The 19044-nt window shown below is 36.7% G+C and carries 13 protein-coding genes; 5 read left to right on the top strand and 8 right to left on the bottom strand.

Annotation, left to right across the window (positions count from 1 at the left end; genetic code table 11):
• Positions 1-153 precede the first annotated feature (153 nt).
• Positions 154-648: a hypothetical protein gene (locus OCI93_RS15160; RefSeq protein WP_261595333.1), complete on the top strand. Its 495-nt coding sequence runs from the start codon at positions 154-156 to the stop codon at positions 646-648.
• A gap of 34 nt (positions 649-682) precedes the next feature.
• Here the strand turns inward: OCI93_RS15160 and OCI93_RS15155 are convergent, their stop codons facing one another.
• From OCI93_RS15155 to OCI93_RS15145, 3 genes are all read right to left on the bottom strand, one after another.
• Positions 683-2125 (bottom strand): DNA recombination protein RmuC, encoded by a 1443-nt coding sequence (locus tag OCI93_RS15155; protein ID WP_261626760.1) that lies wholly within the window; start codon positions 2123-2125, stop codon positions 683-685.
• A 203-nt stretch (positions 2126-2328) separates the two neighbouring features.
• Positions 2329-3006 (bottom strand): response regulator, encoded by a 678-nt coding sequence (locus OCI93_RS15150; RefSeq protein WP_261595331.1) that lies wholly within the window; start codon positions 3004-3006, stop codon positions 2329-2331.
• 8 nt (positions 3007-3014) lie between these two features.
• Positions 3015-3221, bottom strand: coding sequence for a hypothetical protein (locus OCI93_RS15145; protein ID WP_261595330.1), 207 nt, complete (start codon positions 3219-3221; stop codon positions 3015-3017).
• Between the two features lie 40 nt (positions 3222-3261).
• Between OCI93_RS15145 and OCI93_RS15140 the strand changes: the two genes are divergently transcribed.
• Positions 3262-3456, top strand: a complete 195-nt coding sequence (locus OCI93_RS15140; RefSeq protein ID WP_261595329.1) for a hypothetical protein — start codon at positions 3262-3264, stop codon at positions 3454-3456.
• Positions 3457-3474: 18 nt separating this feature from the next.
• On the opposite strand, the gene OCI93_RS15135 is transcribed toward OCI93_RS15140, so the two are convergent.
• The 3 genes from OCI93_RS15135 to OCI93_RS15125 form a co-directional block, all read right to left on the bottom strand.
• Positions 3475-6576, bottom strand: coding sequence for a DEAD/DEAH box helicase (locus OCI93_RS15135; RefSeq protein WP_261626759.1), 3102 nt, complete (start codon positions 6574-6576; stop codon positions 3475-3477).
• Positions 6577-6739: 163 nt separating this feature from the next.
• Positions 6740-7702, bottom strand: a complete 963-nt coding sequence (locus OCI93_RS15130) for a transcriptional regulator (protein WP_261595327.1) — start codon at positions 7700-7702, stop codon at positions 6740-6742.
• Between the two features lie 19 nt (positions 7703-7721).
• The gene (locus tag OCI93_RS15125) at positions 7722-8951 is read right to left on the bottom strand and encodes an AAA family ATPase (RefSeq protein WP_261595326.1); all 1230 of its coding nucleotides are present in this window, start codon (positions 8949-8951) and stop codon (positions 7722-7724) included.
• 697 nt (positions 8952-9648) lie between these two features.
• On the opposite strand from OCI93_RS15125, the gene OCI93_RS15120 reads away from it, so the two are divergent.
• The gene (locus tag OCI93_RS15120) at positions 9649-10863 is read left to right on the top strand and encodes a replication protein A (protein WP_261594930.1); all 1215 of its coding nucleotides are present in this window, start codon (positions 9649-9651) and stop codon (positions 10861-10863) included.
• A 27-nt stretch (positions 10864-10890) separates the two neighbouring features.
• Here OCI93_RS15120 and OCI93_RS15115 read toward each other — a convergent pair whose 3' ends face one another.
• Positions 10891-11760 (bottom strand): DNA replication terminus site-binding protein, encoded by an 870-nt coding sequence (locus OCI93_RS15115; protein WP_261626758.1) that lies wholly within the window; start codon positions 11758-11760, stop codon positions 10891-10893.
• Between the two features lie 2389 nt (positions 11761-14149).
• On the opposite strand from OCI93_RS15115, the gene OCI93_RS15110 reads away from it, so the two are divergent.
• Positions 14150-15505, top strand: coding sequence for a class II 3-deoxy-7-phosphoheptulonate synthase (locus tag OCI93_RS15110; RefSeq protein ID WP_261626757.1), 1356 nt, complete (start codon positions 14150-14152; stop codon positions 15503-15505).
• 37 nt (positions 15506-15542) lie between these two features.
• Here the strand turns inward: OCI93_RS15110 and ppsR are convergent, their stop codons facing one another.
• Positions 15543-16352, bottom strand: a complete 810-nt coding sequence (gene ppsR / locus OCI93_RS15105; protein ID WP_261594935.1) for a posphoenolpyruvate synthetase regulatory kinase/phosphorylase PpsR — start codon at positions 16350-16352, stop codon at positions 15543-15545.
• A gap of 143 nt (positions 16353-16495) precedes the next feature.
• On the opposite strand from ppsR, the gene ppsA reads away from it, so the two are divergent.
• Positions 16496-18871, top strand: a complete 2376-nt coding sequence (gene ppsA, locus OCI93_RS15100; RefSeq protein WP_261626756.1) for a phosphoenolpyruvate synthase — start codon at positions 16496-16498, stop codon at positions 18869-18871.
• Positions 18872-19044: the final 173 nt, after the last annotated feature.

Here is a 19044-nt window from a genome sequence, read left to right as displayed (position 1 = left end):
ACCATTAGAGTTTATTACCCACTTATTTTGCCTAAATAAAACAAATAATACTCTTAATCTAAGTGCTCCGATGAGTAATACCGACAATATTGACTCCATTTTTCTTACACAATTCTTAGCTTAAATAGAGCCCATACAAAAGAGGAAAGCGAAATGACACAACACACAATGAAACATGGAGACTGGGCGAGAATTGTCGAAACTCGACAAATAAAAAAACAAGTTCAACCAAAAAGGAGTACCAACAACAAATTTGTCATTATCAGCCTACTTATTGGTTTTTTTGTTATCGCAGCACTATGGGTTTATGCATTAGATAATACTCAAGAGCACCAAATTTCCGCGCTCAAAAAAGTACAAAAAGAACGTATTACTAGACACTTTTCAAAACAATTCATGATGGGAAGCTGGCAGCTTTATGATGCTAAATTTTCAAAGTTAGATATCAATGTGCTGATCAAAATGCCAACTAACTTAGCCATGAATGAGCAACAAATCACAACATACATTAAAGACTCAATATGCCCTTCATTAGGCAACCAAATTTGGCATGATGTAAATTATTATAATTTGTACATAAATCTATTTGTTGATTCGCCACGCAAAGGCATTTATACAAAATGCCAAAACCCCAACTTGTCCTTATGAAAAAAGCAGCACGGCCTCAACTTAGGAGGCCGTGCTACTCTAGCTCTAATCGCGATTTTTCGACTAACTCTGCAGGTAACGATTTACTTACCGAAACACCTAACTCCTTGAACTCTGATGCTTGCTTAATTAGGTTACCCTTCCCACTGTATAACTGCGAAAACGCTTTATCATAATTTTCTTTTGCCTTGTCAAGCTGTACTCCTACGCCATCCATACTGTGTAAAAACGCATTTAGTTTGTTGTAAAATTTTTCAGCTCGTAATGCAAGCTCTCGGCTATGTTTACTTTGCGCTTCAAACTTCCACAGTTGCTTAACAATATTGAGGCTCGTTAGTAATGTTGTCGGAGTTGCTACCAACACGTTCATATCAAGTGCTTGCTGATACAACTGAGGATTGTGCTTAATAGCTTCAACAAATGCAGACTCAACAGGAATGAACATAATAACAACCTCAGGGGAATTAAGACCTGGTAATCGCTCATATGACTTATCACCGAGCTCTTTAATTCTTGATTGCACTGCCTGACAGTGCTCAACCAACGCTTCTTGTGCAAGAGCTTGGGAATCTGCATTGACATAACGAGTGTAAGCATTAAGAGAGGTTTTTGCATCAATCACCAAATGTCGCTGTTGCGGTAAATATATAATGACATCTGGACGAAATTTACCATGTTCAGTAGCAAACGACACCTCTCTCTTGTAATCATAGCCCGCACGCAAACCAGCACTGTCGAGCACATTTTCCAGCATCAACTCTCCCCAATTCCCTTGAGTTTTCTTTTGCCCTTGCAACGCATTGGTCAATCTATCAGCTTGCTCAGTAATTGATTTATTATTAGCTTGTAAGTGCATCAGTTCAGTTTTAAGCGATGCGCGTTGTTTTAATTCTTCACTGTGAATAGCTTCCATTTTGTCACGAAAGCCTTTGAGTTCACCTTGCATTGGTTGCAATAATTGACTAATTCGTTCTTGGCTATGAGAATTAAAACGGGCGGTTTTTTCTTCAAATATTTGATTAGCAATGTTTTCAAATTCTTGCTTTAAAATAGCTTTCGATTTTTCTAACTGTGCGATTTGTGCATCAAATGCTTGCTGTTTTTGTTCCAACGTTGTTTTAATATCTGTCAGTTCAATTTCTAAACAATGAGATTGCTCTGTGCTTTGTGCTAGCGACTGCTCACTTTGCTGCCATAGCTGCTGGTATTGGTTAGCTTGCAGCTGCTTCTCATTTAAGCGTGCTTGATATTGCTGGCAATGACCATGAAGTTGTAGCTTTTCAGCTTGTAGTTGTTGAGTTTGGAGATTGAGCTCTGCTATTTTTTCACTTTCTGCTGCAAGACGCTGCTCATGCATGGCTATTTGAGATACCAGCTTTTGCCGCTGTAAAATATACCAAGGAACAACTACAAAAGCACCGCTTCCTACCAAGACAATATGCGACCAACTTATTTGCGACACAATAGCTTCAAACATACACTATCTCAAAGATATAATTCGTATATTTGATAATACCTTAATCAACCGTTACAAGCACTTAAATAACCGCAGCCTTGATTAAGAGGTTTACGTGCTCATCTACTTTATTGCTCTGTGGCAATCGGGTGAGTTGGGTTTTGTGAAGGCGGGATATACGGCAATAACTTAATTATTTTTAAAACGTTATTTGGGTCTGTTGCTCACTCCTCAAGCTGTTGTGCATCATAACGATAACCTGCACCATATACTGAGCCAATTAGCTTTGCAGAAAACCCCAACAGCTTTATTTTTTTACGTATATTTTTGATGTGACTATCAATAACACGATCAGAAATATCAAAGTTGTCTGGCTGAATATGATCTAAAATTTGCTGACGAGAAAAGACTCTACGCGGTGAGTTATATAACAAGAGAAAAACATCAAACTCCACTTTCGTCAATACTAAAGCATGCCCAGCAATGGTTATTGCAAGCTGGGGTTCATTGACAACCACTTTTTGTTGCACTTCATCATTGGGTACACAACGCCTAAGGATAGCTTTTATACGCATAACTAACTCAGCTGCGCTAAAAGGCTTACACACATAGTCATCAGCACCAAACTCTAACCCTTTTAGTCTATCCGCTTCTGCTACTTTTGCTGTCACCATCACAATTGGAACCATTGAAAATTGCCGAATTTGTTTCATACATGTAACGCCATCTTGATTGGGGAGCATAATATCCATAATAATGGCATCAGGCTGGTTTTCTTGTACCCATGTAACCACCTTTGCGCCATCAGCGATATGAGAAGTATTGAATCCAGATGCTTTAAAAAACAACATGAGTTGCTCGGCAATATCAAAGTCATCTTCAACAATTAGGATATGGTGCATAGACCCTCTTAAATAGCAGTAATATTTCGTGTTGTTTTTAACTGTTTATTCACCTTGCGACGTAATGAGTCAGACAAGGTATCATCTAATAATAGCATTACTAGAATACTATCGAGATCTTCACTCGTTGCCACTTCGTCCAGTAAATAATAATCACTTTGTGATAAGGGTTCTATAAAATTTAAACTAACATCTGACTTCTGCTGGCCCATCATGACATTTCCATATTATAAATAATTGAATCAAAGCTTTAGTATGGCTATTAAAGCAACACAATATGGAGCAAATATGGAAGGAATTGTGATAGTTAGAATGACACAAAACAAAAAGCCAGCTTTCGCTGGCTTATTACAAAATGGTAATCAAGGGGGAATCAACAAATGCTTATTACTACTAACAAGCATAATAATAGACCCAGATAATATCATTAAGTTCAAAACTATTTATTAATATTCAAAAAAAGTGAAATTATCGAAGCAGTGATAGCATTTGCTCTTCATCAAACTGACTTAAATTCATTGCTTTATCTTCAAATAGTGCATCTACAAGCGCTTGTTTTTGTTGTTGCATATTAAACACTTTCTGCTCAATCGAATTAGCCATAATAAGCTTATAAACAAACACTGGTTTATCCTGCCCTATACGATATGCTCGGTCAGTGGCTTGGTTTTCAACGGCAGGGTTCCACCAGGGATCAAAATGTATTACGGTGTCTGCTTGTGTCAGATTTAACCCTGTTCCTCCCGCTTTTAAACTGATCAAAAATACATTGTGTTTGCCTTGTGTAAATTCACTGATTACCTTATCCCTCTGCCGAGTTTGTCCAGTGAGCATACTAAAAGGAAGTTGTTGCTGATCACATTGCTGTGCAATCAAATCTAACACCGTTGTAAACTGACTAAATATGATTACTTTACGGCCTTGCTCTAACATTACAGGAAGGTGTTTTTCCAACCAATCAAGTTTGGCACTAGACGCCTGATTTTGACTATCAACCAATACCGGATGACAACAAATTTGTCTGAGCTTTAATAGCGCGTCTAAAAACATCAACTTACTGCGTTGTACACCTTGCTCTTTAAATAAGTTCAATAGGCTATTTTCAACCTGATCCTGAACATTTCTGTACAACTGAGCTTGGCCTGCTGAAAACTCAAGTTCTTTTATAAGCTCTGTTTTATCAGGGAGTTCTTTAACCACCTGCGCCTTAGTTCGGCGCAATATAAATGGCGCAATAACCGCGTGTAGTTCTCTAGCACGTTCTCGATTTTGTTCTTTCTCTATCGGGTATTGAAAATATTGCTTAAATTGTTGACGAGTCCCTAAAATATCAGGCATTACAAAATCCAATAATGACTTAAGTTCTAATAAGTTGTTCTCAACGGGCGTACCACTTAAACAAAGCTTAAACTGTGCTTTTAGTTGTTTTACACATTTAGATATTTGCGCAGACTCATTCTTAATATATTGTGCTTCATCTAACACAATAGAATCAAATTCAAGGCCCTTATAATGCGCTATATCTCGTTTTAAAAGCGGGTAGGTTGTTAAAATAAATTTGGCCGAGGGGAGCTCGCAAAGGTATGCTTCTCTATTGCTACCATGCACCGTTGTCAGGGTTAAATGTGGTGCAAAACGCGCGAACTCACTTTGCCAGTTTCCGACTAAACTTGTCGGACACACTATCAGGCTCGGTCTATTCACTAAAATGTTATGTTGAGTAATGAAGTAAGCAATAACCTGAAGTGTTTTTCCAAGCCCCATATCATCAGCTAAAATGCCGCCTAATTGGTGTCGATTCAAGAACTTTAGCCAATTGACTCCTTGCTCTTGATAATCTCTCAATGTAAACGCTTGGCTCGTACTAGCAGGGATAACACTAGGTGAAAGAGGTGGGTTTTTAAGTTCATCTAAATAATCAATCAGTCTTGAGTCATCGCAATTAATCGCGATATTATTTAACGCAAATAGCTCTTTGGCAAAGTACAGTGGAAATTTAAATTGGCTATTAGATAAATAATAGCTAAAGCGGAATTTTAGATTTAATAACTTTGAAAAAACTTCATAATCAATCGCATAAGATTGATCGGCTATTTTTATGTATTGATATTTATTTGCTAACTCATTGAGTGCAGCACGTGGTTTAGTGTCCCAATCAAGTAATACCGTTTTATCATCAAACTGAACTTTGCCTAAAATGTGATGCTGTTTATCCCTACGCAATAATAGCGATACAATAGGTTCAACAACCGGCACGTTTGTAACTAATTCATCTACACCCCAACCTTTGCTTAATAATTGTGGTCGTACTTCATTATTAAACCAATGATAAGCTTGTTCATTATCAACAGGTAAACTGAACAGCTTATCCTTACTCACTAGACCCATTCCTGAAAGTATTTGCTCACATCGCTTATGTTGTTTTGCTAAATCCTTTTTCGATAATTTAATCACGTCATCTAAATTAAGTTCAAAGCGTACGCCATCTACTGTATCAAAGGCTCTCAGGCGGCTGCTGAGGGTGTTTCTTGCTATATTGCTAGCAACACCTTTAGGAGGCTCTATAACATCGGCACAGAACAATTGAGCGAAACGTTGATAAACTTGCTCTAGTTGTTCTGCTGGTACTGTTGGCATAGTCAACAAATGAGCTATTTCATGACTATTGAGCTCTGAGTTAATCGGCCCTATCAGCATTTTTTCTGTATCTAAATAATAAGGCGGATCAGTTTTAATAAGCACCCATTGTTCTGTATTAGATAACTCAGCTTTGAGCTGCACGAGTTTACTATTTTGCTGCCAAACAAACTGTAAACTTTGTTGATGGGCTGCGGCTAAAGGGGTCCTGTTAGTTTGAAAGTACAACCGATTAGTTTGCAGTAATTGTTGCAATGCAGTGTGACCCCATGCGCCATTTAGTTCATAATGCCCTGGTGAGTTTTGAGAACGTACCCAAGTAAATAACCTAAAATCATCATCTAAAACGCCTGCGGGTGGCAGTTGGCTAGTAAGTTGATGTTCAGTAAGAGCGCGACCTAGTGGGTATACACCGTCAGGTTTTAAAGGACTTACCTTTGGAGCAAGTAATAGTTCTGATCCGTGCATTTCAAGGGAAAATAGTAATACATTGTTAGCTTCACTTAACTTTGGAGACTGCAATTGTTCAAGTTCATTAAACCAATCATTCACCAAATACGCTTCGCCAAAACCACCTGAGTGCTCAATTTTTAATTTCAATAATACAGCAGCTATATGACGACATTTGTTATTACTTGAACAAGTACATTGCGCGTTAACACGAATAGTATTGTTCTTATGAACCATACTAATGTGCTGAGAAAAAGTATTACCTTGATTACCTATAATTTGGGCATCAATTTTAGAAAAATCATTATTATGCTCTAAAAAGCTGATCTGAGAATCATTAAGATACTCTTTTGCTTTACTTAGCATTTGAGCGTTAAAGTACTGCTTTAAAAAGCGTTCAGAAAGTGGGAATTGGCTCGCTTGCTCCTGTTTAATTTCTTCAAACAAAGCAAATAACTGTTCTTTGGACAACTGCGTAGACATCAGCACAACATTAAAATTTACCTATCTGTCCAGTATATGGGATTGCGCTTGTAAGCAAAAGGGGTAGGTAGGTAATAAACGACGCTATTTCACTGGTTGGATCAGAGATAAATAAAATAGGTGAAGATCCAAGCAACATTTTGCTGTTGCTTGGTAAAAAATACTAATTATAATTTGAAAGAATTTTTTGTAGTTGTTCAAGGCGTTTATCTGTAAGAACACGATTATCTATTTTTATCGTGACATCCCCACTTTTCAAACTCCTTTGTACTTTTACGAAGTTACTTTCTAATAGTGACTCATTGCGATGGGATTTTTCTTCAAAAGTTGTTAAGTATTTTGTGATTAATAAAGCTCTTTTTTCGTCACTCATGGGCTCTTGCATGAATGCTTGATTTGCAAGTTCTTCTAACATCAATTGAAATAAGTGTGGCTCAATATTAATCGCTTCAATTATTTTCTTTGCAGCTTCTCGGCCAACATGGTTTGCTGTTGGATATACATTTAAAACACTTTTTGGTATTTGTTCATAGGCTTTTATCGCATCAGCTATTGCGGTATGAGATACACCTTCTATGGCTGCAATTTCTCTAAAGGAGCCTTTTTTCCCTTGCTCTTGTAGCTTTTGCTTTGTTCCAGCATATGCTTGACCAAGTTCCCATAAACTTGGGGCAATATATTGATCTGATGAAACTGCAAGTAGCTTAGCATCGTTTTCTGTAAAATCACTTGACGACAAGACTACATAATCAGCATTGCCAAATATACATGCTTTGCGGCGTCTTGAACCAGACAGTACCCATTGAATACTATTCTGTTCCCAGCATAACGCCGGATGCAAATTGCGTTTATCATTTTTAATTGCTGGCAGTATATCTGCAACTGAACGTTCGTTTAGTAGTGATTGTTCACGTCGGTTTTGCCCATAGACTTTAGTTTTAAGTTCAATTTCTTTATGTTTGATCACATGACACGTTAATGTGATCGTTCTATTAGGATCGCTTGGTGCTGGCATAGTGATCACGTCACCAACTTTTGCTTGATCTAACAGATCATCTAAACTGCTGCCTTCAACTGGGGAAGCAAACGGGTCTAGTCGTGTATCATTCTTACGTTTTTTAGCCATTAGTAAACCTTTGTTCTTACTACGTTAATGATGATTGAGTTGAAGGCCAATTCGAGCGAATTAGCATTTCTAATTCATCAACAACGTCCTTTATATTTTCTTGAGCTTTTAATAATGCTTCTCTGCTAGCTAAGCTATCTGATGTTTTCTGGTCAAAAATTGTATTAAAAGAAGATGAACTGGCAGTAATCGCTGAGCTATGATTGATTGGGTAACTCATTACTTGACGGCCAAATGCACTACGAACATCTTTAACAATATCTCTTTGAGAATGATTACCTTTAACGTAATTAGTGACTAAAAACTGCATAAAGTCCCAACCATCATGACCAAGTGCTGCTACTGTATGATAAATCTCACCCAAACGTTTTAAATATTTGTTGTTAGCATCAAAATCTACGGCTTCTGGATGAACAGGTATTAACATTGCTGTAGAGGCCATAAGTGCATTATAAAACATAAAATTAAGTGAAGGAGCAGTATCAATTAGTAAAATATCAAATTGATCTTCGACGGGTTCTATCACTTTTTCATATAATTTATGGTAATGGCGAGTTTGTTCATAACTTGAACTTTCTTTAAGTTCAGTGGCTGTTTCATGTTCAAAATAAAAATCATCCATTCCAGATGGAAGTACTCTTATATTTGGAATATGGGTTGTTTGAAAGGCATTAGCAACAACATCTCTCCATGTTTCGTCAGGTTCAAGCTCTATACAATCACGCATTAAATCACCAACCGTTATAGGCTCTGGATCATCTGGTGGGAAAAAGCTAGAAGATGATCCCTGTGGATCTAAATCAATAATGCCAATGCGGTACCGCTTAATGTTTGTTGTTGCAAGTGCAGCAGCAATATTAACTAGAGATGTGGTTTTTCCACATCCACCTTTTAATGAATTAATAACGATAACTTGAAGTTTATCACTTTCTTTTCTTTGATCTGAGGTCACTCCCATAATTTCTGCCATTGCAAAAATATTAGACAGTGTATAGGCATAATGTCCATTGGCTCCTTTTTGGATATTCAAATGGTCAAAGTCACCTTGATCATGTCTCCTTTTTAATGTTCTATTATTGCAACCGAGCAAGTCAGCGGCAGCTTTTTGTGTATAGGTTCTAAGCTCTTTCTCGTCTGTTTTTAAATGTGCTCTATAATGCTGTATTCGACCTTCTAAGGACTGCTCAGCTACTTCGGCAGTCGCTTTTAATAGGCTATAAGTTGACAGTGCTTTATTATTAATTGACATACACAATATCCTTTACTTGATAGCTAACATTATAATGTCCATCAAATGAGTAGTAAACAATAAAATAGACAGACATTGTACTTTTTATTGACTTAAGAATAAATAAATAAGGTTAAGTATGGTTAAGAATAAAGGTAATAAAGGTTAAGGAGAACTTTATTATATATAACATACTGATAAATATAATAAAGTTAACATTTTCCAGATCATGTTTTAACGCAGTAAAGATCGGATCTTTACTTAGTCACAGATCAGCTTTTTACTAAGAATAAGTTAATCTTTTACTTTGGTAACAGCTTATCAACAGCTTTACTCACAAATTCAATGTGCTAGATCAGGTTTATACTAAGATAAATCAATAGGTTACTAACATTATTTAGCCTTCGTTATTGTTTTAGTAGATATAGATCTGATCTTTTCTAAGTATAGATCTGATCTATACTTAGAAGAACAAAAGTTATACACAGTGATATTGAAAATCAGAGGTTTACTGTTGTTATTTGAAAAAAAAACAAGAAAGAAAGGCGCTGGAGTGGCTTTTGTTAGTATAAAATCGATCTGTAGTTTGAAAGAGTTAGTAAAAATTAGATCTGTAATAAATAATTTAGATGAGATCAGATTTTTACTAACAATAGCCATTAACTTTTGTCTATGAATATGTTGTTATAAGCTGTCATAATATTTTGGAAGTAGAATAATGAGCCGAAAGGTGAACATCTCAGTAGACAACCTACCAGATTCGTTGCGAGGCCAGATCCATGGTGTGGAAAGTGCCATTGATAACGAGAGTTTAGCGTTATTTACTGATAACAAAGATGTTCGTATATCTATTGAAAACGCAGCTCATGGCTTGAGGGCGTACTCAAACACCTTTAATCACTATGATCTTTGGGGCCGCTTTGTTCGCTCTGGACATAAAAAATTACCTTTAGAGGAAGCCCCTAAAAAAACGATTATTACTCGTCGTATCTCTGAAAAAGTCGATGGTATTTTATATGAAGGTGAGATAAAAATTACACCCGCAGTTGTCAGTACTAAAAAAGATGGTGACGATATAGAATATTTAGTATGGCCATCAGATAGAGAAGAAAAAGTTGAGCGAGCACTTATTCGCTTGGCATCAAAGGGCAAGATTGTAAAAATAAATTTTAAATCTGGTATTCAATACGCTGTAATTTTTTCAATGAATGAGCTAGCTCAGGAGCTTAAAGCTGTCGGTCAGTCAATGCCTTATCCCCAAATTAAAGAATCATTAGAGGCATTGCAGGGCTCAAAACTGTCATTTAAGTATTCAGCAACGGATACGAAAAATTCAGATATTGACGACTCTTTTTATGAATCAAATATGAACTTTTTATCATCATTGCATTTTAGTGGTAAAAAAGGACAGGGCGGTAATATAAAGTGTGTGGCATGTTTAAATGCATTTGTTCACAACATGATAGATAACTTAGAGTATAAGGGTTACTACTTTAATAGTGCACAGGAATTAAAACGAGGTTTATCGCGTTGGATGATGCTTAGGCTTTATCATTTATGGCGTTATGCTGCCCCAGGTAAGACATATCATTTTAGATTATTGTCGATTATGGAAAAATATGGTTCAATTTACTCAACTGATGATATTTCCGAGAATAAACTCAAAGCACTTCGTCGTGATATGACGACAACGATGAAAGATTTGATTGAAAAAGGTGCTATATCTGAATATAACATCACAAATGTTAAAGATGATAAAAGTGCAAAGATAATTGATTATGTTTATGAAATGCACCCTTCTGCTCAATTTTGCGAAGAAATTCTCGCGCTAAATAAACATAACAAGCGCATTGAAATTCAAGGTGGCAAACGAATTGTTGAAAATGTGGAAGTGATTGATGAAGATACACTGGAAGAAATAGTCAAGAAATAGTTAAAAGGCGCTAATATAGCGCCTTTTTTAATCTACTTTTTCGAGGTAGATACGATCAACAAGAAAATTGTATGCTTTTTTTCTGGGATGATTGTCATTTTTTTCATAATTAGGTAAATCACCCAGTTTTGTTTCTGGATGTGGATTGAATAAAATAAAAGGTAATGCCGCACTAACATGGTATCGTTTTTGGGCTGTGAAACGAACATTGACTTCTGGAGATACCCTGGTAGGCCTGCGAATTCGTAGTTTACTTTTCTCATTTAAACTAGATACTCGAATTTTTTCTTTTTCAACAAGTGCTTGCCAGGATTGCTGGTCAATCATACGTGGATTGGAATAGTTCGATGACCGAGACAGCATTTCTAGTGCTGCATCTTTGGATAAAGTCCTAGTGGCATGTTTTGTCATCCAAGTAAATCTGACGGAATATGGTACTGTACTTTCGCTGTGAATTTTTCTGTAGCTAGCAAGAGTTATCAAAGAAGGAATTGCACTATGAACAGCTTCAAAGCGTGCATCATTGTTTGGAATCTCTAAGATTAGTTGTTTAAACTTTTGTTTTTCCTCATTAACACATTTTAATCTGTTTATTAATTGGTTATTAAAATCATTTATAGTTAATAAGCCTGGATGGCGCATCATTACTTTACTACTAGCTTTATCTTCAATAAACAAATCTTTGTAAGCACTTACTATCTTATTTAAAGCTTCATCACCTTTGTATTTTTTTACATTAATATTTGTAGGTGCTTTATCTTCTTGATCTTTATTAATTGGTGGTAATTGAAAATATACAGCTGATTGAATTTGTGCATTTTCAAGTTCATCGCAGAACAAACAAAGCTGCTCAAAAAGTAAATCAAACTGTGATTTAATATTAAACTTGTTAATCATGTTAGAACACATCATCCTTTTTGTTTTATGCTCGGGTTTCGCCTTTTGAACACTTTGTATGATGTGTTCTTTTCAATAGAATATCAAATAAATCGTAGCTTTAAAAGATTTATAAACTTGAGAGCGATTTAGTGATAACTAATGCATTTAGGTTAAGGTGTAGCTTGTTGAACTTTTAAGCCGTAAAATTCAGTTACGGCATGTTGCATAAAACAGTTCATACTCCAATATTTATTGAAGTATATCTTCTGGAGTTGGACTTTAATCGTCTTTGAAATCATAATTACATCGTTTTTATCTTCATATTTTTGTGAAACGTCGTAATGAGCCTTACATTTTTATTAATCATTTTTCTAGTAATTATCACCACCACGATGATAGGCAATTAAGTTCCATTTTGCAGCTTACGTTGAGAACATAAAAATCCAATATGTGCAGTATGTTTATTTTAACTTTTAAAACACAAAGTATGATGTGTTCTACACTTCTTATCATACTTTAAAATTTAGCTCTAGATATTTTAAGTATAATCTTAGCTGTGGTATGCAAGCTGCTCAATAGTAGAAAATTCATTGTTACAAGGCTGATTTAAAGAGTATTTATAGCTTAACTTGAAAGGAAAACAGATTGTGTTAAAACCGAAAGTGTTATTATTTTTCAATACATTTTACCGCTAGTAGCACAAGTACACGGTGTTTGCAGTATGATTCTGCAATATGTGGGTATGTTGTAATAAAGTTCTTAAGGTGTTTTAATGACTTTAGCAATGTAATAAGCGAGTCGAGTACATATCAAGTCGCTAATCAAAGTTACTGTGCACCTTGCAAATTAGTAACAAGCAAAGTGGAACGCTTTTTATTAGGTAGATAAGACTATACTCGGATTCATTTTTCTTCCAGAGTACAGTTAAGTCAACTGACTTATTATCATACATATTTGTAAGGTTTTAGTATTTCCAGCTATACGATAAGATGATGTAACGATTCGGTCAAACGGAGTTGCCACTTTGAGATATTAGCTTAAAGTAATCTAAGCCAATATACACTGCATCATCAAGCAATAATATATCTATTAGTATGTGACTGACGAGTAAAAGGCTCAATCATTTTCAACATAAGGTGGAATACTTCTTTCACGAGCTTGTTAATTAAGTAACCAGATCGTCGGATAAGAATTTACTTAATTAAAGGAACGAGCATAAGTAAATTAGTTGAAATCTACTGTGATTTCGATGATTCCTATCAATTGTTTATTGAGTATTGGCAACGCATGTTATCAGAAACCGGAGAAATTAAGCGTCTTAGAGCTTGCCGTTTATCAACTGCAGAAGTGATGGCTATCATTATTCACTTACATCAGTGGTATTCAGGATTTCAAAAACTACAACCTTTACTATGTTGGCAGCCAGCTAAAATCTTAGCAAACATTCTTTGGAAAGCTTTACGGTAACAAAGTCGTTGCATTGATCAAAGACGGTTCAAAATAACATGATGAACAAGTTTATCTTCTCGTGGGACAGAGTTATGCTGAATTTATTAGGGGACTTTAAACAGATCTGAGGTTAAATAGGTCATAAGTAATATTCAACTCAATTGAAGCAGGACCTATAGCAGTAAAAATGACAAGAAATAAACAAAGTTAATTAATTAAAGCTCGCAGTATTTCTGGTTGGGGGAAAATTTTTGTGTATCGTGTTTAAAGTCAATTTTGACAACACATGAATAACGAACCCTATCAATGAAATTTTCTAAATTTGATTATGAAAGGGTATATAACCTATTTTACAACCCGATAAGTTCACAGATTTTGATGGATATCTGAAAATTAGCATCTTGCAGGGAAGATAAGCTTTTAAACACCGCTTTTATGTGAGTAAGAGTAATGTTCGATAATAACTGGAGACTTGAAATCCAGAGGATTTAGCAACAGCAGATAGGTGTTTTTCACAGGTAAGAACTTTTTTGTTAATTAGAAACATGGTTAATCTGCATGTACCTTCTGTTTTTGACCAATATTTTATTGGCGTAACTATGTAATCTTGAAAAATAGCAATGCCCATTGGTTGAAAATTTAATGGGCATCAGACTTTTAATATTCATGTTTACTTTACTTACGTTATGTTAAATTGATAGTTATTTAAATAAAACAAGCCATAGTATCTCAAATAGGTTGATACATAAACCCCCTTATTTTTGTTTGCTTTATCTAAATTTCACTTCATTACTGATTTAACTTAAGTAGGAATTATGTATGATGTGTTCTTGTTTTTGCTTGTTGCCCTTTGTCTTATTACCTCTGTTAACCCAGTTAATGCAAATTTCTCTTGAAGGAAAGACGTCTATACGTTACTTTCATCTTGAAGTTACACTACTTGGAATGAGGAAACAAAATGAAATTATGGAACCCTGACAGTTGGAGAAGCCTTCCAATTGTACAGCAACCAGAGTACCCGGATCAGCAAGCGCTGAAACAGGTTGAAAAACAATTAAATGATGCACCACCACTTGTATTCGCTGAAGAAACTCGTAGCTTATATAAACAATTAGCTGATGTATGCGAAGGAAAGTCATTTTTACTTCAAGGTGGAGACTGTGCAGAGTCTTTTACCGATTTTAATGCAGCAAATATCCGTGATACTTTCAAAACACTATTGCAAATGGCTGTAGTATTAACTTACGGCGGTAAATGTCCTGTTGTTAAGATTGCCAGAATGGCAGGTCAATATGCAAAACCACGTTCATCCGATTTTGAAACAATTGAAGGAATATCATTACCTTCTTATCGTGGTGATATTATTAATAACTTCGAGTTTACAGAGCAATCGCGAGTACCGGACCCTGCAAGGCTTATGACAGCATACCATCATAGTGCAGCAACGCTTAATCTACTTCGTGCATTTGCACAGGGCGGTTTAGCAGATTTGCATCAAGTCAACCGCTGGAATATGAGCTTTGTAGCAGCCAACCCACTGAAAGAAAAATACCAGCAATTAGCCGATAGAATTCAAGATGCACTTGAATTTATGGAAGTTTGCGGCATTAATGCGGCAGTAGCCCCTAGTTTGCGAGAAACAGACCTATATACATCACATGAAGCGTTGCTCCTTGGTTATGAAGAAGCATTAACACGCAGAGACCATTTAAGTGGTGATTGGTATGATTGCTCAGCGCACTTTGTTTGGATTGGTGAACGTACAAGACAGTTGGATCATGCTCATATTGAGTTTTTTAGAGGCATAAAAAATCCAATCGGCGTAAAAGTTGGTCCAGGTATGAAACCTGACGAGTTGATTGAATTAATTGATGCACTTAATCCAGACAATATACCTGGAAGATTAACTCTAATAACAAGAATGGGGGCAGATATTTTACCTGAAAAATTACCTGCCTTAGTAAGAAAAGTACAAGAAGAAGGTCGTAAAGTAATTTGGTCATCCGATCCAATGCATGGCAATACCGAAAAAGCCAGTACAGGTTATAAGACCCGAAGTTTCAATAATATTCTTCGAGAAATAAGTCAGTTTTTCGCTGTTCATAAAGCTGAAGGCTCATACCCAGGTGGTGTACATTTAGAAATGACAGGTCAACACGTTACTGAATGTACCGGTGGCGCATATGGCTTATCAGATGAAGACCTAGCTCAACGTTACCGTACGCAATGCGACCCTCGCTTGAATGCAGATCAAGTGCTAGAGTTAGGCTTTTTAGTTGCCGACTTGCTCAAAGACGCACGTAAAAAAGTATAATATCAAATGTTAAGGCCGTATTTACGGCCTTTTTCATTTAATACTTTCGCCTTGTTAAGCCCGTTTCAGAAATTATCTTTGCTGAAATTTCTTCAATAGAGTGGCAGGTTGAGTTCAAGTAAGGCGTTTTATGACGTTTAAATAACATTTCTACTTCTCTAACCTCTATGCGGCATTGGCGTAATGATGCGTATTTTGAATTTGCCATTCTCCCTTCACGAATTGCAGCTAAACGTTCAGGGTTGATAGTTAGACCAAATAATTTATGTTTAAAAGGCAACAAACAACGTGGGAAATTTCCTTTTTCAAGGTCATCTTCTGTCATTGGATAGTTGGCGGCTTTAATACCATACTGAAGTGCTAGATATAAACTTGTTGGTGTTTTTCCACATCGACTCACACCTACTAAAATAATGTCAGCTTGCTCATAATCTTTAATATTAGCGCCGTCATCATTGGCGAGTGCATAGTTAACTGCATCGATTCGAAAATCATAACTCGCTTCATGTATGGAGTGTGTACGATGTATTTTAGGCACCGGGTCAACATTAAGCTCTTTCTTTACGACTTTACTAGCTAATGCTAGAAAATCATAACAAACCCCCTGTGATGATAGTATAATTTCTGACAGCTCAGGATTCACAAAAGTAAAAAATACCAGTGGCCTATCACCACTGTTTTGTGACGTAAGGTCAATTAAAGATTTTATTTCTTGAGCTTTTTGAACTGTTTCAACAAATGGAATAGTTTGGTGATTAAATTCCACTGGAAACATAGAGAGCGTTGCGTGGCCAAATACTTCTGAAGTAATCGCGGTGCCGTCTGAGATATAAAATGCCGTTCTCATGATAACCTTATTATTTCAAATTAACTGAATTTTCCCTATCGCGGTTTACGTAGGTATGCTTACCAGTGTAGAATGCCTGCGACCCTTATTAAAGGTCAAATAATCTCTCACATTTATTACAATTTGTTTTTGGAGACAGTTCCGTGCAAGACTACGTTCTCTGGTATCAAGAGTTAGGTATGCAAGACGTGCCTCGGGTTGGTGGTAAAAATGCATCACTTGGGGAAATGATATCTAATTTATCAAACGCAGGTGTACAAGTTCCTGGTGGATTTGCAACTACCGCAGACGCCTTCAATGAATTCCTTGACCAATCTGGTTTAAACGAAAAAATCCACACCATTTTAGATACCCTTGATGTCGATGACGTCAACACCCTAGCCAAAGTTGGCGCACAAATCCGCCAATGGATTATTGATACACCTTTTCAACCAGCTCTAAACACCGCAATTCAAGACGCTTACAACTCTCTTCACGGGGATACTAATTCAGATGTTTCTTTTGCAGTGCGTTCATCTGCAACAGCAGAAGATATGCCAGATGCATCATTTGCAGGTCAGCAAGAAACATTTTTAAACGTTCGCGGAATTGATGCAGTAATGGTCGCGATAAAACATGTTTTTGCCTCATTGTTTAATGACCGCGCTATTTCTTACCGTGTTCACCAAGGTTATGACCACAGAGGTGTCGCGTTGTCTGCAGGTATTCAGCGTATGGTGCGTTCAGACAAAGCATCATCAGGTGTTATGTTTAGTATTGATACTGAATCAGGCTTTGAAGATGTTGTATTTGTAACCTCTAGTTACGGTCTTGGCGAGATGGTAGTTCAAGGCGCGGTCAATCCTGATGAATTTTATGTCCATAAACCAACTTTACAAAAAGGCTTACCTGCTGTCGTGCGTCGCAACATTGGATCTAAAGCGATTCAAATGATTTATTCAAGTGATGAATCACATGGTAAACAGGTTGAAATTGTTGATATGGACCCAAGCAAGTCTGCACAATTCTCAATAAATGATGATGAAGTACAAGAACTTGCTAAACAAGCCGTTATAATTGAAAAGCACTATGGTCGCCCCATGGACATCGAGTGGGCTAAAGACGGCAATGATGGAAAGTTATACATTGTCCAAGCGCGTCCTGAGACCGTGCGTTCAAATGAAGATGCCAATGTAATGGAGCGCTTTCAATTAAAAGCACATTCTAATGTTGTTGCTGAAGGTAGAGCGATTGGACACAAGATTGGGGCTGGTGTCGTACGCGTGCTTAACTCAATAGACGAGATGGACAAAGTTCAACAAGGTGATGTGCTCGTTACCGATATGACGGACCCTGACTGGGAACCTATCATGAAACGCGCAGCTGCGATTGTAACAAATCGTGGTGGACGTACTTGTCACGCAGCAATTATCGCTCGTGAATTAGGTATTCCTGCTGTTGTTGGTTGTGGTAATGCAACTGATCTAATTCGTAGCAATCAGCAAGTAACTGTTTCTTGTGCAGAAGGTGATACAGGTTATATTTATGAAGGCGAACTTGAATACGAAGTCATTTCGTCTCGCGTAGATTCAATGCCAGATTTACCAATGAAAATAATGATGAACGTTGGTAACCCTGACAGAGCATTTGATTTTGCAAAATTACCTCATGCAGGTATTGGTCTTGCCCGTCTTGAATTCATAATCAATCGAATGATTGGTGTGCACCCTAAAGCTCTTCTCAACTTTGATATTCAAACTCCTGAGTTACAAGCTGAGATTAAAGATATAATTGCAGGCTACGAGTCACCTGTTGAATTCTATATCGCAAAGTTAGTAGAAGGCATTTCTACATTAGGCTGTGCATTTGCTCCTGAACGCGTGATTGTTCGAATGTCTGATTTTAAGTCAAACGAATATGCAAACCTTGTTGGTGGTCAGCAATATGAACCGGAAGAAGAAAATCCTATGATTGGCTTCCGTGGTGCATCTCGTTATATTTCTGAAGATTTTCGTGAGTGTTTTGCGCTTGAGTGTGAAGCTATAAAGCGTGTGCGTAATGAAATGGGCTTAACTAATGTTGAGGTCATGATACCGTTTGTTCGTACGCTTGAAGAGGCAGCAAGAGTTATCGAACTGCTTGAGGAGCACGGACTTAAGCGTGGAGAAAACGGTCTTAAAGTAATAATGATGTGTGAACTTCCTTCAAATGCATTATTGGCAGAAGAGTTCTTAGAATACTTTGATGGATTCTCGATTGGTTCAAATGATTTAACTCAGCTAACACTCGGTTTAGACCGTGATTCTGGTCTGATTGCACATTTATTTGACGAACGTAACCCTGCAATCAAAAAGTTGCTATCAATGGCTATCCAAACTGCAAAAGCAAAAGGTAAATACGTTGGTATTTGCGGACAAGGACCTTCAGATCATGAAGATTTTGCTGCATGGTTGGTTGAGCAAGGTATTGACTCTGTATCGCTAAACCCTGATACAGTTTTAGAAACTTGGCTTTACCTAGCGGATAAGTTAAAGAACTAAGCTATAAAAAACAGCCAGTAGCTACTGGCTGTTTTATTTTATTTTGTCTAACTTGTAGCATGCTTTAGTAAATACCTTTTGTATTTTCTTGAGCCACTTTCTAGCTTTTGGGTAATATATTGAAAAGCACACAAGTGCTGATAACAAAAATATTATCGAAGGTCCTGGAATTA

Origin of the sequence: Pseudoalteromonas holothuriae (assembly GCF_945859825.1) — a bacterium.
In the GTDB taxonomy this organism is placed as follows: Bacteria; Pseudomonadota; Gammaproteobacteria; order Enterobacterales; family Alteromonadaceae; genus Pseudoalteromonas; species Pseudoalteromonas holothuriae.
Note: the sequence above shows the minus strand (reverse complement) of the source record. Positions and strands in the feature narration are given on the sequence as shown.